This is a genomic window from Microbacterium sp. CCNWLW41, from assembly GCF_037083505.1.
Genome location: NZ_JBAOJP010000001.1, coordinates 493,059 through 507,830 on the forward strand (window position 1 = coordinate 493,059; position 14,772 = coordinate 507,830).

Sequence of the window (14,772 nt, forward strand, 5' to 3'; positions counted from 1 at the left end):
AGGGTGACCATCCCCGCATCTGCACCCTCGCCGGCTGCGCTCCTGGATGCCGAAGCCGTCCGCGCGGACTTCCCCATCCTCGGCGAGCGCGTCAACGGCCAGCGCCTGGTGTATCTCGACTCGGGTGCGACGAGCCAGAAGCCGCAGGCGGTCATCGATGCGGAGGTCGGCTTCCTCACGCGATCCAACTCGGCCGTGCACCGCGGCGCCCACACCCTCGCCGCCGAGGCGACCGAGCTCTTCGAGGACGCCCGCGCCACCGTCGCCGGCTTCGTCGGCGCGCGGCCGGAGCAGCTCGTCTGGACGAGCGGCGCCACCGCCGGCCTCAACCTCGCCGCCTACGCCATCGGCAACGCCTCGCTCGGCCGCGGGGTGCCCGAGAGCGTCCGCTTCGCGCTGCGCCCCGGCGATGAGATCGTCGTGACCGAGGCCGAGCACCACGCCAACCTGATCCCGTGGCAGGAGCTCGCCGCGCGCACCGGCGCCGTGCTCCGCCACATCCCCGTGCGCGACGACGGGACGCTCGACACGGATGCCGCGGCCGCCGTCATCGGCGGGCGGACGCGAGTCGTCGCCTTCACGCACGTCTCCAACGTGCTCGGCATCGTCAACCCCGTCGACGAGCTCGTCGCCCTCGCGCGTGAGGCCGGCGCGCTCACCGTCCTCGACGCATGCCAGTCCGCACCCCACCTGCCGCTGGACCTGGTCGCGCTAGGCGTCGACCTCGCGGTCTTCTCGGGCCACAAGATGCTCGGGCCCTACGGCGTCGGCGGGCTGTACGGGCGCTCCGAGGTGCTCGAGGCGCTGCCGCCCTTCCTCACCGGCGGGTCGATGATCACGACCGTCACGCTCGACGAGGCGGACTACCTGCCGCCCCCGCAGCGGTTCGAGGCCGGCACGCAGCCGGTGTCGCAGGCGATCGGCCTCGCCGCCGCCGTCCGCTACCTGCAGGCCATCGGCATGGACGCCGCCCACGCGCACGAGAAGGCCCTCGAGGCCCGCATGGCCGAGGGACTCCGCTCGATCCCGGGCGTGCGGCTCCTCGGCGACGCACCGGACGCGGAGCGGGTCGGACTGTGGTCGTTCGACGTCGACGGCGTGCACGCGCACGACGTGGGCCAGTTCCTCGACGCGCGCGGCGTCGCCGTGCGGGTCGGCCACCACTGCGCGCAGCCGCTGCACCGCCGCTTCGGCCTCACCGCCTCGGTGCGCGCCTCCACCGCCGTCTACAACACCGCCGACGACGTCGACGTGTTCCTCGATGCGCTGTCGGGCGTGCGCTCGTTCTTCGGAGCCGGCTCATGAGCGGGCTCGAGTCGCTGTACCAGGAGCTGATCCTCGACCACTCCAAGCGACCGCACGGCAAGGGCCTGGGCGACGAGACCGGGCGGGTCGCCTCGTCGTACCAGCGCAACCCCATCTGCGGCGATGAGATCACGCTGCGGGTCCGCCTGTCCGACGACGGCACCACGGTCGACGAGGTGACGTGGGACGGCGCCGGCTGCTCCATCTCGCAGGCGTCGGCGTCGATGCTCGCCGCGCTGGTCGAGGAGGAGGGACGGATGCCGCGGGCCGAGGCATCCGCTCTCATCGACGGCTTCCGCGAGGCGCTGCGCTCCCGCGGCGAGATCGCGCTCGACGAGGAGGTCTTCGGCGACGCCGCCGCCCTGTCGGGCGTCTCGAAGTTCACGGCGCGCGTCAAGTGCGCGATGCTCGCGTGGGTCGCGTTCGAGGACGCCGTCTCGCGCGCCTGACCCGACCCCTGGTGGCGCCGCGCGCGTGGTGCAAGACTTCGCACAGCCGCGTCTGCGGAGGGGTGGGCGCGGGACGGGACGAGGGAGGAAGTCCATGCGCAAGCCACTTTTGATCGGACTGGTGACGGGTCTGGCCGCGACGCTGGTGTTCGCGGGCGCCGCGCAGGCGGAGGACGGCGGGAGGCCGTTCACGGTCCCGCTGTCGGGTGCTGCCGAGGTGCCGGGGCCGGGTGATCCCGATGCGAGCGGAACGGCGTCGCTGCGGCTCAACCCGGGGCAGGGAGAGGTCTGCCTCGACATCGACTGGGCCGACGTCGACGGCACCGTCTTCGCCGGGCACATCCACGTGGGCACGGCGGATGCGGCAGGACCCGTGGTCGTCTCGCTGTTCTCCGGCGCGTTCACCGGCACCGACAGCGTCAGCGGCTGCGTGGCCGCCGACCGCGAGCTGATCCTCGCCATCATGCGCGATCCCGACGACTACTACGTCAACGTCCACAGCCTGCCCAGCTTCCCCGCCGGCGCTGTCCGCGGCCAGCTGGGGTAGCTCCCGGGCGGCCGATGGCGTGGGGCGGATGCCACCGCCCCACGCGCCGCGACCTGGGGACCTGCGACCACCGCGGCATCGCGGTCCCCGCGGTGGCGTTCGGATTCCGTGAGGACACCGGTCGTGGCACGGCTGCCGGGTCGTAGGGTGGCGGCATGGAGCGCGGCGGCGACGGAGTGCAGTCCCGGGAGGAGCCCGACGTCGGCGAGCCGCGCGGCCGCGGCGACCGGTTCACGCTGCCCCGCGTGAGCGGCGGGGTCCTGGGCCGGCGGCGCCGGCTGCTCGGCTTCGGCCTGGCGCTCGTGGGCGGGCCGCTGCTGACGTGGTTCCTGGTGGGCATCCGCAGCGACGAGACCATCACCAGCGACGTGCTCGCGTACCAGCTGCTGGTCGTGCTGGTCTCGCTCGTCGGCGGGATCTGGCCGGCGGTGTTCGCGGCCGTGATGTCGGCGCTGACCCTCAACTACTTCTTCGTCGAGCCGTACTACACCGCCTCGATCGCCGACCCCCGGAACGTCTGGGCGCTCGTGCTGTACGTCGTGATCGCGGTGCTCGTGAGCTTCGTCGTCGACCGGGCCGCTCGCGCGGCGCGGGCGGCGCACCGCGCGGAAGCGGAGGCGGAGCTGCTCGCGACCGTCGCCGGCAGCGTGCTGCGCGGCGACTCCGGGGTGCTCGCGCTCATCAGCCGCACCCGGGAGTCCCTCGGCCTCGCCGGCGTGCGCCTCGTCGACGCCGACGGCACCGTGCTCGCCACCGACGGCGAGCCGGTGCGCGACGGCCGGTTCGACGCGGTCACGGTCGGCCGGCGCAACGGCGGGCCGCCCGCGATGCTCGAGCTGCACGGCCACGTCCTGGACGCCTCGGAGCGACGCCTCATCGACGCGGTCAGGGCGCAGCTCTCGGCCGCCCTCGAGCACACCGACCTCACCCGCACGGCGCGGGAGGCCGATGCGCTGGCCGAGACCGACCAGGTGCGCAGCGCGCTGCTCTCGGCCGTGAGCCACGACCTGCGGCGTCCCCTCTCCGCCGCGGTCGCCGCCGTCGGCGGACTCCGCGCGGCGGGGGCGAACCTGTCGGCCGATGACCGCGAGGAGCTGATCGCGACGGCCGACGAATCCCTCGCGACGCTGTCGGCCCTGGTCACCGACCTCCTCGACGTGAGCCGGGTGCAGGCGGGGGTGCTCGCTGTGTCGCTGCAGCGAGTGGACAGCGCCGAGATCGTGCTCGCCGCCCTCGACGAGCTGAACGGGGGGCCCGAGCGGTTCGACCTCGCCCTGGACCCGGACCTGCCACCCCTGAAGGCAGACCCCGTGCTGCTGCAGCGGGTGCTGGTGAACGTACTCGCCAACGCCGCCCGCCATGCGCCCGCCGGCTCGCTCGTGCGCGTGTCGTCGCGACGCTTCGGCCGGACCGCCGAGATCCGCGTCCTCGACCACGGCGCCGGCATCCCTCCCGAGCGCCGCGACGACATGTTCACGCCGTTCCAGCGCCTCGGCGACACCGACAACACCGCCGGCCTCGGCCTCGGACTGGCGCTGTCGAAGGGATTCGCGGAGGGCATGGGCGGTACGCTCGCGCCGGAGGACACCCCCGGGGGCGGCCTCACGATGGTCATCTCGCTCCCCGTGGCCGACGATCACGTCCCGGAAGGAGCCGCTGCGTGAAGGTCCTCATCGCCGACGACGACCCCCAGCTGGTGAGGGCGCTGCGGATCACCCTCGCCGCGCACGGCTACGAGGTCATCGCCGCGCCCGACGGCGCTGCCGCGATCGCGCTGGCTGCGAAGGAGCACCCCGACATCGTGATGGTGGACCTCGGGATGCCGCGCCTCGACGGTGTGCAGGTGATCCAGGCGCTGCGGGGATGGACCGCCGCCCCGATCATCGTGGTGTCCGGCCGGACCGGCTCCGGCGACAAGGTCGACGCACTCGATGCCGGAGCCGACGACTACGTCACCAAGCCGTTCCAGGTCGACGAGCTGCTGGCGCGACTGCGGGCGCTCTCGCGACGCGCGGGCGCGGCATCCGGTGCCCCCGTCGTCACGTTCGGGGACGTCGTGGTCGACCTCTCCACCAAGTCGGTGACCCGCTCCGGCGAGCGCGTGCACCTCACCCCCACCGAGTGGCGCATCCTCGAGTTCCTCGTACGCAACCCCGGTTCGCTCGTGACGCGGCAGACGCTGCTCAAGGACATCTGGGGCACCGAGCAGGTCGCCGACACCGGCTATCTGCGCCTGTACATGTCGCAGCTGCGCAAGAAGCTCGAGGCCGACCCCGGCCACCCCGCGCACCTGCTCACCGAGTCGGGCATGGGCTACCGGCTGCTCGCCGACCCGGCCTGAGCCCTCGCGTCGACGACCGACGGCTTATTCGGGTTTGGGGCGCGCCGCGGACCGTCGGGGCGTGCCGCGCGCGCCCCGAACGGTCGCGCGGCGCCCCAAACCCCGGAGACTTCGCGTCAAGCGGCGGGGCGCCTGGTCAGCCGAGGCCCTGGCGCTCGGCGCGGGCGTCGGGCGCGGCATCCCCCGACACCGGCTTCGACGAGAGGCCGACGGAGCCTCCCGACGCCCCACCCGAAAGGGCGGCCGAGACCGCGACCGACTCGTCGACGTCGGGGTACTGCGGACGCAGCTGCACCGCGTGCGGCTCCCGCTTGTCGCGCTTGGCCTTGCGTGCGGAGTAGGCGAGGTTGAGCGCCTCGACGAAGATCGCGAAGGCCATCGGGCCGTAGATGAAGGCCTTGTCGATCTTGATCTCGAAGCCCTCCGCCACGAGGAAGACACCGATGAGCAGCAGGAACGACAGCGCGAGCATCTTCACCGTGGGGTGCTTGTTGACGAACGCGAAGATGAAGCGCGAGGCGAACAGCATGATGCCGAACGACAGCACGACGACGGTGATGATCACGACGAGGTTCTCGGTCATACCGACCGCGGTGATCACGGAGTCCAGCGAGAAGACGAGGTCGAGCAGCAGGATCTGCAGCAGCACCGACCCGAACGTGATCGTCTTGCGTCCGACGCCGCCGTGCTCCTCCTCGGCGCCCTCCAGCTTGTGGTGGATCTCGGTGACCGCCTTGTAGACGAGGAAGAGGCCACCGGCGATGAGGATGAGGTCCTTCCACGAGAAGCCCATCTCGCCGACGAAGAACACGTCGTTCTTCAGCGTGATGATCCACCCGGCGAACAGCACCAGGACCACGCGCATCACCATCGCCAGGGTCAGGCCGAGGTTGCGCGCCTTCGCCTGCTGCTCCTTGGGCAGCTTGGACGCGAGGATCGAGATGAAGATGACGTTGTCGACGCCGAGGACGATCTCGAGCACGAACAGCGTGATGAACACGGCGATGAGATCGGGCGTGAATGCGAAGGAGAAGTCCACGTCACGATCGTAGGCGGCGGTGACCGACATCCCGGCCGAACTCGGCCGGACGACGGAGCGGGACGGATGCCGCGGCATCCGTCCCGCTCGTGCGCGGGGTGGTCAGACCCCGGCGAGCACGCCCTCGAGACGGGCGTAGCTGGCTTCCATGCCGTCGGTCATGCCGGTGGCGAGCACCATGTCGCGGGTCTGCGAGTCCGGATACTCGATGAGGACCGTGATGAGGGTCACGCCGTCCTCCTCCTCGAGGGTCAGGTCGTTGAGCGTCGACGGGTAGTCCGTCCCCGTCATGTGCTCGGTCGTGACCGCGCGGCGCGGCGGCTCCGACAGGAGGGTCTCGCCGTCGAACCCGAAGCGCTCGCCCGGAGCGCCCTCGACGGGCTCCCACTCGTAGCGGTAGCGTCCGCCGACCGACGGGTCGACCTCGCACACCGACATGCGCCACCCGTCGGGGCCGAGCATCCACTTCTGGAGCAGCTCGGGCTCCTGGTGCGCGCGCCACACCAGGTCGATCGGGCCCTCGATGAGACGCGTGATGCGCACGTGGGTGTCGTCGAGGATCTCGGTCTGCGTGCCCTTGCCGGCCGCGTACTCGCGCAGGCCCGCGAGCACCTTGTCGAGCTGGTTGATCGCCATCGTCGAGCCCTCGACCGCGCCCATCGCGACCACCTGCTCCAGCGCCTGCGCCGAGTCGAAGTGGGTGGTGTTCACCAGCCGGGAGCCGGTGGGCGTCTGCTCGAACGTGAACACCATGCGCGAGGTCGGCATCTCGGCCAGCACCTCGCCCTGCTCATCGGCGAACGAGTCGAGCGCCGAGAACGTGCGGGGCCCGTCGATCTCGAGGAACTCCCACACCCCGTGGAACTGCTCGCCCTTGGGGCTGGTCATGTGGTACCGCGCCCGGCCCCCGGCGGTGAGGTCGAACTCGGTGAAGGTGGCGGGGTACCCGGGCGGGCCCCAGAACCGCTCGAGCTGGCGCGGATCGGTGAAGGCGCTCCACAGCCGGTCGACGGGAGCCGCGAAGTCGGCCGTCAGCGTCATGGTGAGCGCTTCGGCGTCGGTGGTGACATCGGTGACGGGCATCGTCATTCTCCTTCGTTGCGGGGGTCGTTCTTCTTCGTGCGTTCTTCGGTGGTGCGCGGGGCGCCGGCGGGGCCGACAGGGCCGGCAGGTTCTGCCAGCAGGGCGTCGAGCCGGTCGATGCGAGCGCGCCACAGGTCCTCGTAGCGGGCCAGCAGTGCGCGGGCGCGGGCGATCATCGTGGGATCCGCCCGGACGAGGCGCTCGCGCCCCTCGGCCCGCTTGACGATGAGCCCCGCGGCCTCGAGCACGCCGACGTGCTTCTGCACGGCCGCGAAGGACATGTCGTACTCGCGTGCCAGCGCCGAGACGGAGTGCTCGCCGTCGATCGTGCGACGCAGGATGTCGCGCCTCGTGGCCGCGGCCAGCGCGTGGAACACGCGGTCGATCTCGTCATCGCTGAGCTCAATTCCTACAACCATTTGGTTGTAGGTTACGGTGGGGCGCGGCATCCGTCAACCCCTTTCTCGAACGCGACCCCCGCGATCGACCGGCATCCGTCACCCCGTGTTGCGCCGAACTAGACTGGACCGGTCCGGCATCCCCCGAATCCTGGAGTTGAGCCGCGTGACCACCCCCTCCCAGGCCGCTGTCGCCGACACCGTCGAGAACGCCGCCACCACTCCGGAGAAGGAGCAGCCGTACGCGGCGCTCGGCCTCAAGGACGACGAGTACGCGCAGATCCGCGAGATCCTCGGCCGCCGCCCCACGTCGGGCGAGCTGGCCATGTACTCCGTGATGTGGTCGGAGCACTGCTCCTACAAGTCCTCGAAGATCTACCTGCGCCAGTTCGGCCAGAAGGTCTCGGACGAGATGAAGGAACGGCTCATGGTCGGCATGGGCCAGAACGCCGGCGTCGTCGACATCGGCGAGGGCTGGGCGGTCACCTTCAAGGTCGAGTCGCACAACCACCCGAGCTACATCGAGCCCTTCCAGGGCGCCGCGACCGGCGTCGGCGGCATCGTGCGCGACATCATCTCGATGGGCGCGCGCCCGGTCGCCGTGATGGACCAGCTGCGCTTCGGCGCCATCGACAACCCCGACACCGCTCGCGTGGTGCACGGCGTCGTCTCCGGCATCTCGTTCTACGGCAACTGCCTCGGCCTGCCCAACATCGGCGGCGAGACCGTGTTCGACGCGGTCTACCAGGGCAACCCGCTCGTCAACGCCCTCGCGGTGGGCGTGCTCCGCCACGAGGACCTCAAGCTCGCCAACGCGTCCGGCGCCGGCAACAAGGTCGTGCTCTTCGGCGCCCGCACCGGCGGCGACGGCATCGGCGGGGCATCCATCCTCGCCTCCGACACCTTCGCCGACGGCGGTCCCACCAAGCGCCCCGCGGTGCAGGTCGGCGACCCGTTCGCCGAGAAGGTGCTCATCGAGTGCTGCCTCGAGCTGTACCAGGGCGAGCTCGTCGAGGCCATCCAGGACCTCGGCGCGGCCGGCATCTCGTGCGCGACGTCGGAGCTCGCCGCCAACGGCGGCTCGGGCATGCGCGTCGACCTCGAGAAGGTGCTGCTGCGCGACCCCACGCTCACGCCCGAGGAGATCCTCATGAGCGAGAGCCAGGAGCGCATGATGGCGATCGTCTCGCCGGAGAAGCTCGACGCGTTCCTCGCCGTCACGGCCAAGTGGGACGTCGAGACGTCGGTGCTCGGCGAGGTGACCGGCGACGGACGCCTGCAGATCTTCTGGCACGGCGAGCAGATCGTCGACGTCGACCCGTCGACCGTCGCGGTGGACGGCCCGGTGTACGAGCGTCCCGTGGCCTACCCGACCTGGATCGATGCGCTCCGCGACGACTCCGCCTCCGCACTGCCGCGCTCGAGCGACGCCGACACGCTGCGCGAGCAGTTCACGACCCTCGTCGCGAGCCCCAACCTCGCCGACACGTCGTGGGTGACCAACCAGTACGACTACTACGTCATGGGCAACACGGCGCTGTCGTTCCCCGACGACGCCGGCATGATCCGCGTCGACGAGCACTCCGGCCTCGGCTTCGCGATCGCGACCGACTGCAACGGGCGCTACTGCCAGCTCGACCCGTACCAGGGCGCGAAGCTCGCCCTCGCCGAGGCGTACCGCAACGTCGCCGTCACGGGCGCGCAGCCCACCGCGGTGACCGACTGCCTCAACTTCGGCAGCCCCGAGAACCCCGAGGTCATGTGGCAGTTCTCGCAGTCGGTCGAGGGATTGTCGGACGGATGCCTCGAACTCGGCGTCCCCGTCACGGGCGGCAACGTCTCGTTCTACAACCAGACCGGCGACCAGCCGATCTTCCCGACCCCCGTCGTGGGCGTGCTCGGGATCATCGACGACGTCGCGCGCCGCATCCCGTCGGGGTGGCAGGACGCCGGCGAGAACATCTACCTGCTCGGCGTCACCGCCACCGAGCTCTCGGGCTCGCAGTGGGCCGGGACCATCCACGGCCACCTCGGCGGTCGCCCGCCGGCCGTCGACCTCGCGCAGGAGAAGAAGCTCGCCGACCTGCTCCACGCGGCCGGGCAGCAGTCGCTCGTCTCGTCGGCGCACGACCTGTCGTCGGGCGGCCTCGCGCAGGCCCTCGCCGAGGCCGTCATGCGCTTCGGCGTCGGCGCGCGCGTGTGGCTGAACGAGATCCAGGAGCGCGACGGGGTGGATGCCGCGACCGCGCTCTTCTCGGAGTCGACCGGCCGCGTCATCGTGAGCGTGCCGCGCGAGGACGACGTGAAGTTCCGCGGGCTCTGCGAGGGCCGCGGCTACCCGGTGCTGCGCATCGGCGTGACCGACTCCGCGGCCGACGGCGACGAGCCGGCGCTCGAGGTGCAGGGCCTGTTCACGGTGCCTCTGGCCGAGCTGCGCGGGCTGTCGACCTCGACCCTCCCCGACGCCTTCGGCCCGATCGTCACCGAGCACACGGCCTGACCGGGCTGAACTCCACCCCAACTCCCCGGTTTGGGGCGCACCGCGTGCGTTCGGGGCGCGCCGGACGCGCCCCGAACGGACGGGATGCGCCCCGAACGCGACGCGTCCCACCCTGAACCCACAAGTAGGATGAGTCGCATGGCGGCGGACGACGACGAGTACAGCGGTTTCAACGACACGCGGCAGCGTCGCGTCAAGATCATCGCGTGGGTGACGATCGTCGCCCTCATCCTCGTCGGCGGCGGCGCCACCGTCTTCGCCCTGCTCTTCGGCTGACGGAGCGCCCGACCGCGCACAGCAGACTCCCGGCGACAACCGCGCTATATCGCGACTAGCATGGCACCGTGGAGACGATCCTCCTCGTCATGTCGTCCTGGTGGTGGGTCGCCCCGGCAGCCGCAGGCGCCGGAGCGGCGACATACGCCGGGTTGACGACGCGCACCCGTCGCGCGCGTCGTCTCGAACTCGACGCCGCGCGGCACGAGGAGTCGCAGGCCTACCGGGCGCTCGTCGCGGCGAAGGCGCGCGTGCGGACCGCTCAGGCCGAGGCGCTCACGACGAAGTCCGCCGGTCCGGTGCGCGCGTACGACGCCCGGCGCGCGCTGCAGGCCGCGAAGCAGGCGGAGAGAAACGCGTCGCTCGAGCTGCGGGCGAGCCGGTCCCGCGTGAAGGCGGGCTACTCGCAGTATCGGGCCGCCGCCGCGCACGACCCGCTGCCGATCGAGCGGCTGTGCGCCGTGCACGACGCGGTCAACGCGCGCTGGCTCGCGTACGAGACCGACGTCGACAAGGCGCTGGCTCATCCGCAGATGACCGATACGCGGCATCCGGCCACCGTCGCCTTCCTCCTCGCACAGCGCGAGGCGCTCTCGAAGCGGCCGATGCTGCGCGACCGCGTGACGCCGCAGCAGTTCGCCGAGTACCGCGTCGCGGTGCGCGACCTGGAGGCCGCGTTCGACGAGGCCGAGCGCCAGGCCGGCGTGCCCGGCGCGGCGCGCGCGACGTCGCCCGCCGCGGCCACGGCCGCGAGCATCAGCGCGGCGGCCACCGCCATCGCCGAGCTGGCCGACCGGCTGCCGTCGCTGCTGGCGAAGCTCCCGCAGCCCCGGCAGGGCGAGCCGCCCGCTGGCAGGGTGCCCTGAGGAGAGAGCGGCGGTCGACGGCGGCCGTTAGCATGACAGGGTGGAGCCGTTCTTCGAGTTCCTGCGCGACTTCTGGTGGCTGGCTTTCCCAGCGTTCGGCCTTCTTGCCGCCGTCGGAAACGCGTGGGAGCAGAGCGCGAGACGCCGGCATAAGCGGCGGCTCGAGATGATGCACGCCAAGGCCGAGCTCAAGGCGGCACAGGCGGCGGCCCGCGGCAAGGCGGTGCCGGCGGCATCCCTCCCCTCCGTCACCGGTCCCACCGCCGTCGCCGAAGCGGGCCCGGCCGGCCGCGAGACCCAGGCAACCCAGCTCGAGCGGCTCTTCGCGACCCACGACTCGGTCACCTCGCGATGGCTGGAGTACGAGCTCGACGTCGCGAAGATCATCGCCTTCCCGGCGATGAGCGACGGCCGTCAACCGCTGACGGCCGCGTTCCTGCGCGCCAAGCGCATCGCCGACGGGCTGCGCCCCGCGTCGTCGAAGGCGCGGCTGACGAGAGACCAGCTCGCCGAGTACCGCAACGCCGTGGCCGACTTCGAGGTCGCCTTCGACGTCGCCGAACGCGACGCGCGGCGCCTGCGCGACTCGAGCTTCACCGAGATGGAGCGCAAGCGGCTCGACACGGCGAAGAAGCTGCTGACCGTGGCGATCGACGAGGCCGCCACTCCCGCGGAGCGCCAGCTGGCGTACCGCCGTGTGCGTGAAGAGCTCGACGGGCTCATCTCGCTCTCGGATGAGGCGATCGAGGTGCTCGAGAACAAGGTCATGCTCGAGCTCGGCCCGACGACCGCGGCGCCTGCGCCCGCGACCTCCGGTCCCGCGTCCGATGCCCCGGCCTCGCCGCCGACGACGACACCGACGGCGTCGCCAGCGGCGTCACCGGCCGCCCCGGCCTCGCCGGTCGCCGAGCCGCTTCCCGCGCCCACCCCGCAGCGCCCCAGCTCCACGCCGCCGGCCACGTGGCCGGTGCCCTCGCGCGGCCACGGCGACGCCCCCGGACGCGTGGTGCACCCGAAGCCGCACCGCTGAGGCTCAGCGGCCGAGCTCGGGGTGCGCGTCGATCCATGCGTCGATCCGCGCGAACCAGTCGAACAGCCAGACGGCGCGCGCGTCGATGCCCTCCGGCACGTCCGCGCGGGGGACGCGCCAGGCGCACATGGTGACGCCCTTGTCCATCGGCAGCTCCCGCCAGATGTCGCGGAGCGTCGCCAGGCGGTCGAGACCGGTGTGGGCGATGAAGACGACGTCCGCGGTCGGCGCCGCGTCCAGCGCCGCGTGGATGCCGCCCGGCTGCGGCGCCATCACGTGGAGGAGCGCCTCGGCGCGCACGGCCAGACTCTCGCGCCCGGCATCGCGCAGCCGCTTGATGCGCGCCAGCCGGCGACCCGGGGTCACGTTGCCGCCCTCGGGGAAGATGACGAAGGTGTCGTCCGGCCCGAGATCCTCGGCCAGCTGGGCGAGCGCCCGCTCCACCTCCATCCCGCCGCCGCGGGGCGCGCGGTCGAAGCCGGTGGGCACGATGAACCGCGACGGCACGCGGTGCAGCAGGATGTCGATCGCGGGATCCCACTGCAGCGTGTACTTCAGGACGATCCGGGGGCGCCGGCCGGCCTCGTTCAAGAGGGTGTGGATCAGGATGAAGGAGTCGCCCGGTCCCCCGTGCCGGCTCGCGACGATGAGCGGCGTGCCCGGCGCGAAGAGGGCGTCGAAGGCGTCGGGGCCGGCGGCCGCCCCCGAGATGAGGCCCGCGGCCGGATCGCCGGTGGCGGCATCCGGCAGCGCGTCGTCGGAGCCGGTGGTCGAGATGGTCAGGCGCAGGACGCTCCCGAAGATGCGGAAGAGGACGCGCAGCCCCCACGCGCCGAGGCGATAGTGCGCGGTCACGAACCCCGGCCGTCGCAGCGCATAGCCGAAGCCCGACCCGACCCATAAGCCGAACAGCGCCACGACCATCACGGCGTCCCACAGCAGGTACACCGTGATCAGCCACAGCATGCGGGGCAGCCGGAACCGGCCGGGGACCAGCGAGGTCAGCGCCAGCCCCACGAGCAGCCACAGCGGGGTGAGCGCCAGCATGAGAACCGCCGCCACGATCACCAGCGGTGCGAGAAGGATGCGTCGCAGCCACGTCGGCGGGAGCCGCATCACGCACCGCCGGGGATGAGCCCGCTCACGCGGAGGAACTCGCGGCTGGCCTCGTAGGCGCGGTCGATCCGCCCCCGCACGGTGTCCATGCGCCGGTACGACAGGAGCGTGTCGTCGCGGTCCGTCCCGCCGCTGGGCAGCACGTGGAGGGTGACGCCCTCGGGGATGGTGGCCATGTCGCGCGCATACCGATGCCGGCGCGCGACCTCGAAGGCCACCCGGGCCGTGTCGACGGCGGACTGGGGCGCCTCGAGCGGCGCCTCGACGCGGCCCACCTGCAGCACGAAGACGGTGCGGGCGCCCACTTCGACGGCGTGGGAGATCGGGATGGAGTTGACGATGCCGCCGTCGATGAAGTGCTCGTCGCCGATGCGGGTGGGCGGCAGCAGGCCGGGCACGGATGCCGAGGCCAGCACGGCGTCGATGAGCGGCCCGGAGTCGAACACCTGCTCGGCGGCGCGCTCGATGCTCGCGGCGACGACGCGCAGGCGCACCGGCAGGTCCTCGAACCTCGTGTCCGCCCCGAGCGCCCGCTCGAGCAGCCGCCGCAGCGGCGTCGGCGAGTTCAGATGCGTCCTCGTCCTCACGAGGCGCGTGAACTGGGCGAACAGCGAGTCCCCGTACACGGCGCTCGCCTCGGGCGACGTCCACGCGTCGAGCAGGCGCTCGATCACGGCGGGCCGCGGGTCGCTGGCCACGAGCGCGCCGTTGATCGCGCCGATGGAGGTGCCGACGACGAGGTCGGGACGGATGCCGGACTCCAGCAGGGCACGCAGCATGCCGATCTGCACGGCACCTCGGACCCCGCCGCCGCCCAGGACGAACGCCACCGTCATGCCCACACCCTAGTGCGGGGCGCGGTGGCGTTCGCCCTCCGGACGTCAGCCGGTCAGGAGGTCAGGAGGTCAGGCCGTCGACCCACTCCTGGTTGTCGGCGATCCACTGCTCGACGATGGGACCGTAGTCGTCGCCGTCGTACTCGTTGAACATCGCGTCCTCGAGCGAGTACAGCAGGTCGCTGGGCATCTCGAAGTCCGAGATCCACTCGCTCACCTCGGGGAAGTCCTCGCCGAAGGCGGTCGAGGAGACCGAGTGGATGCCCTCGGCCTCGCCGAGAAGGCCCTGCGGGTCCTCGAGGTCCTTGATGGGGAACGCGCTGTACGCCCAGTGCGGGCGCCACAGCGTCACGACGATGTTCTCGCCGGCATCGGTGGCCGACTGGAGCTCCGCGAGCATCGCGGGCGTCGACGACTCGATGAGCGTCATGTCCTCCAGGCCGTAGCCCGGCACGACCTCGTCGCCGGTGATGCGCATCAGGCCGGAACCCGGCTCGATGCCGACGATCTCGTTGCCGAACTCCTCGGCGTTCGCGGCGAGCTCCTCGAGCGAGTCGATGGGCGCGTCCTCGTTCACGGCGATGGTGAGCGAGGCCTCGTCGTTCCAGACGCCGAGGTCGACGAGGTCGTCGCCGTACTGCTCCATGTAGTCCGCGTGGGTGGTGGGCAGCCAGGTGTCGAGCACGAGGTCGAAATCGCCCTGCGCCAGGCCGGCGTATACCGGCGCGACGTCGGCGTAAGTGAGCTCGACGTCATACCCCTTCTCGGTGAGGATGGCCTCCCACAGGTAGGACGCGGCGATGCCCTCGTCCCAGCCGTTGAAGACGGCGAGCTCGATCGCGCGGTCGGCGGCCTCACCCGAGCCGCCCCCGTCCGCGGCGTCGGCTCCGCTGTCTCCGGCGCAGCCGGCGAGCACGAGCGTGCTCGCGCCGAGAAGCGCTGCTCCGGCAGCGAGGTGCTTCTTCTTCATCATGTCGACTTCCTCT

At 71.8% G+C, this 14,772-nt stretch carries 14 protein-coding genes and 1 pseudogene; 9 read left to right on the plus strand and 6 right to left on the minus strand.

From position 1 onward, the window contains the following. The first annotated feature begins 3 nt into the window (after positions 1-3). The 5 genes and pseudogenes from V6R91_RS02105 to V6R91_RS02125 all read left to right on the plus strand — a co-directional run bounded on the left by V6R91_RS02105 (position 4) and on the right by V6R91_RS02125 (position 4,642). Positions 4-1,305, plus strand: a complete 1,302-nt coding sequence (locus tag V6R91_RS02105) for an aminotransferase class V-fold PLP-dependent enzyme (protein WP_336393937.1) — start codon at positions 4-6, stop codon at positions 1,303-1,305. Continuing rightward, entirely contained in the window at positions 1,302-1,754 is a 453-nt protein-coding gene (gene sufU / locus V6R91_RS02110) for a Fe-S cluster assembly sulfur transfer protein SufU (RefSeq protein ID WP_336393938.1), read from the plus strand. The genes V6R91_RS02105 and sufU overlap by 4 nt, the downstream gene beginning before the upstream one ends. Positions 1,755-1,848: 94 nt before the next feature. Then, complete coding sequence (locus V6R91_RS02115) at positions 1,849-2,301, plus strand: CHRD domain-containing protein (RefSeq protein ID WP_336393939.1); 453 nt, start codon at positions 1,849-1,851, stop codon at positions 2,299-2,301. A 221-nt stretch (positions 2,302-2,522) separates the two neighbouring features. Then, positions 2,523-3,965: pseudogene (locus tag V6R91_RS02120) on the plus strand (sensor histidine kinase); the annotation flags it as partial. After that, on the plus strand, positions 3,962-4,642 hold the full coding sequence (locus V6R91_RS02125; RefSeq protein ID WP_336393941.1) for a response regulator: 681 nt from the start codon (positions 3,962-3,964) through the stop codon (positions 4,640-4,642). The pseudogene V6R91_RS02120 and the gene V6R91_RS02125, both read left to right, overlap by 4 nt. 136 nt (positions 4,643-4,778) lie before the next feature. Here the strand turns inward: V6R91_RS02125 and V6R91_RS02130 are convergent, their stop codons facing one another. The 3 genes from V6R91_RS02130 to V6R91_RS02140 all read right to left on the minus strand — a co-directional run bounded on the left by V6R91_RS02130 (position 4,779) and on the right by V6R91_RS02140 (position 7,183). Continuing rightward, complete coding sequence (locus V6R91_RS02130) at positions 4,779-5,681, minus strand: TerC family protein (protein ID WP_336393942.1); 903 nt, start codon at positions 5,679-5,681, stop codon at positions 4,779-4,781. Between the two features lie 102 nt (positions 5,682-5,783). After that, on the minus strand, positions 5,784-6,764 hold the full coding sequence (locus V6R91_RS02135; protein ID WP_336393943.1) for an SRPBCC family protein: 981 nt from the start codon (positions 6,762-6,764) through the stop codon (positions 5,784-5,786). 2 nt (positions 6,765-6,766) lie between these two features. Beyond that, a complete protein-coding gene (locus V6R91_RS02140) occupies positions 6,767-7,183 on the minus strand; it encodes an ArsR/SmtB family transcription factor (RefSeq protein WP_336393944.1) in 417 nt (138 codons plus the stop codon). Between the two features lie 145 nt (positions 7,184-7,328). On the opposite strand from V6R91_RS02140, the gene purL reads away from it, so the two are divergent. The 4 genes from purL (at position 7,329) to V6R91_RS02160 (ending at position 11,834) form a co-directional block, all read left to right on the plus strand. Beyond that, on the plus strand, positions 7,329-9,662 hold the full coding sequence (purL, locus tag V6R91_RS02145) for a phosphoribosylformylglycinamidine synthase subunit PurL (protein WP_336393945.1): 2,334 nt from the start codon (positions 7,329-7,331) through the stop codon (positions 9,660-9,662). Positions 9,663-9,800: 138 nt separating this feature from the next. Further along, on the plus strand, positions 9,801-9,938 hold the full coding sequence (locus V6R91_RS02150) for a hypothetical protein (RefSeq protein ID WP_192633022.1): 138 nt from the start codon (positions 9,801-9,803) through the stop codon (positions 9,936-9,938). A 68-nt stretch (positions 9,939-10,006) separates the two neighbouring features. Further along, entirely contained in the window at positions 10,007-10,804 is a 798-nt protein-coding gene (locus tag V6R91_RS02155; RefSeq protein ID WP_336393946.1) for a hypothetical protein, read from the plus strand. 40 nt (positions 10,805-10,844) lie between these two features. Continuing rightward, the gene (locus V6R91_RS02160; protein WP_336393947.1) at positions 10,845-11,834 is read left to right on the plus strand and encodes a hypothetical protein; all 990 of its coding nucleotides are present in this window, start codon (positions 10,845-10,847) and stop codon (positions 11,832-11,834) included. A 3-nt stretch (positions 11,835-11,837) separates the two neighbouring features. Here V6R91_RS02160 and V6R91_RS02165 read toward each other — a convergent pair whose 3' ends face one another. The 3 genes from V6R91_RS02165 to V6R91_RS02175 form a co-directional block, all read right to left on the minus strand. Further along, positions 11,838-12,950: a 1-acyl-sn-glycerol-3-phosphate acyltransferase gene (locus tag V6R91_RS02165; protein WP_336395023.1), complete on the minus strand. Its 1,113-nt coding sequence runs from the start codon at positions 12,948-12,950 to the stop codon at positions 11,838-11,840. Then, positions 12,950-13,786, minus strand: coding sequence for a patatin-like phospholipase family protein (locus tag V6R91_RS02170; protein WP_336393948.1), 837 nt, complete (start codon positions 13,784-13,786; stop codon positions 12,950-12,952). Before V6R91_RS02170 ends, V6R91_RS02165 begins: the two co-directional genes overlap by 1 nt. A 61-nt stretch (positions 13,787-13,847) precedes the next feature. After that, a complete protein-coding gene (locus V6R91_RS02175; RefSeq protein WP_336393949.1) occupies positions 13,848-14,759 on the minus strand; it encodes a glycine betaine ABC transporter substrate-binding protein in 912 nt (303 codons plus the stop codon). Positions 14,760-14,772: the final 13 nt, after the last annotated feature.

Excerpts from the sequence above, each read along its gene's own strand:
- sufU (WP_336393938.1), top strand. The coding sequence starts at position 1,302 with ATGAGCGGGCTCGAGTCGCTGTACCAGGAGCTGATCCTCGACCACTCC.
- V6R91_RS02115 (WP_336393939.1), top strand. The coding sequence starts at position 1,849 with ATGCGCAAGCCACTTTTGATCGGACTGGTGACGGGTCTGGCCGCGACG.
- V6R91_RS02135 (WP_336393943.1), bottom strand. The coding sequence starts at position 6,764 with ATGCCCGTCACCGATGTCACCACCGACGCCGAAGCGCTCACCATGACG.
- V6R91_RS02140 (WP_336393944.1), bottom strand. The coding sequence starts at position 7,183 with ATGGTTGTAGGAATTGAGCTCAGCGATGACGAGATCGACCGCGTGTTC.
- V6R91_RS02150 (WP_192633022.1), top strand. The coding sequence starts at position 9,801 with ATGGCGGCGGACGACGACGAGTACAGCGGTTTCAACGACACGCGGCAG.
- V6R91_RS02165 (WP_336395023.1), bottom strand. The coding sequence starts at position 12,950 with ATGCGGCTCCCGCCGACGTGGCTGCGACGCATCCTTCTCGCACCGCTG.
- V6R91_RS02170 (WP_336393948.1), bottom strand. The coding sequence starts at position 13,786 with ATGACGGTGGCGTTCGTCCTGGGCGGCGGCGGGGTCCGAGGTGCCGTG.
- V6R91_RS02175 (WP_336393949.1), bottom strand. The coding sequence starts at position 14,759 with ATGATGAAGAAGAAGCACCTCGCTGCCGGAGCAGCGCTTCTCGGCGCG.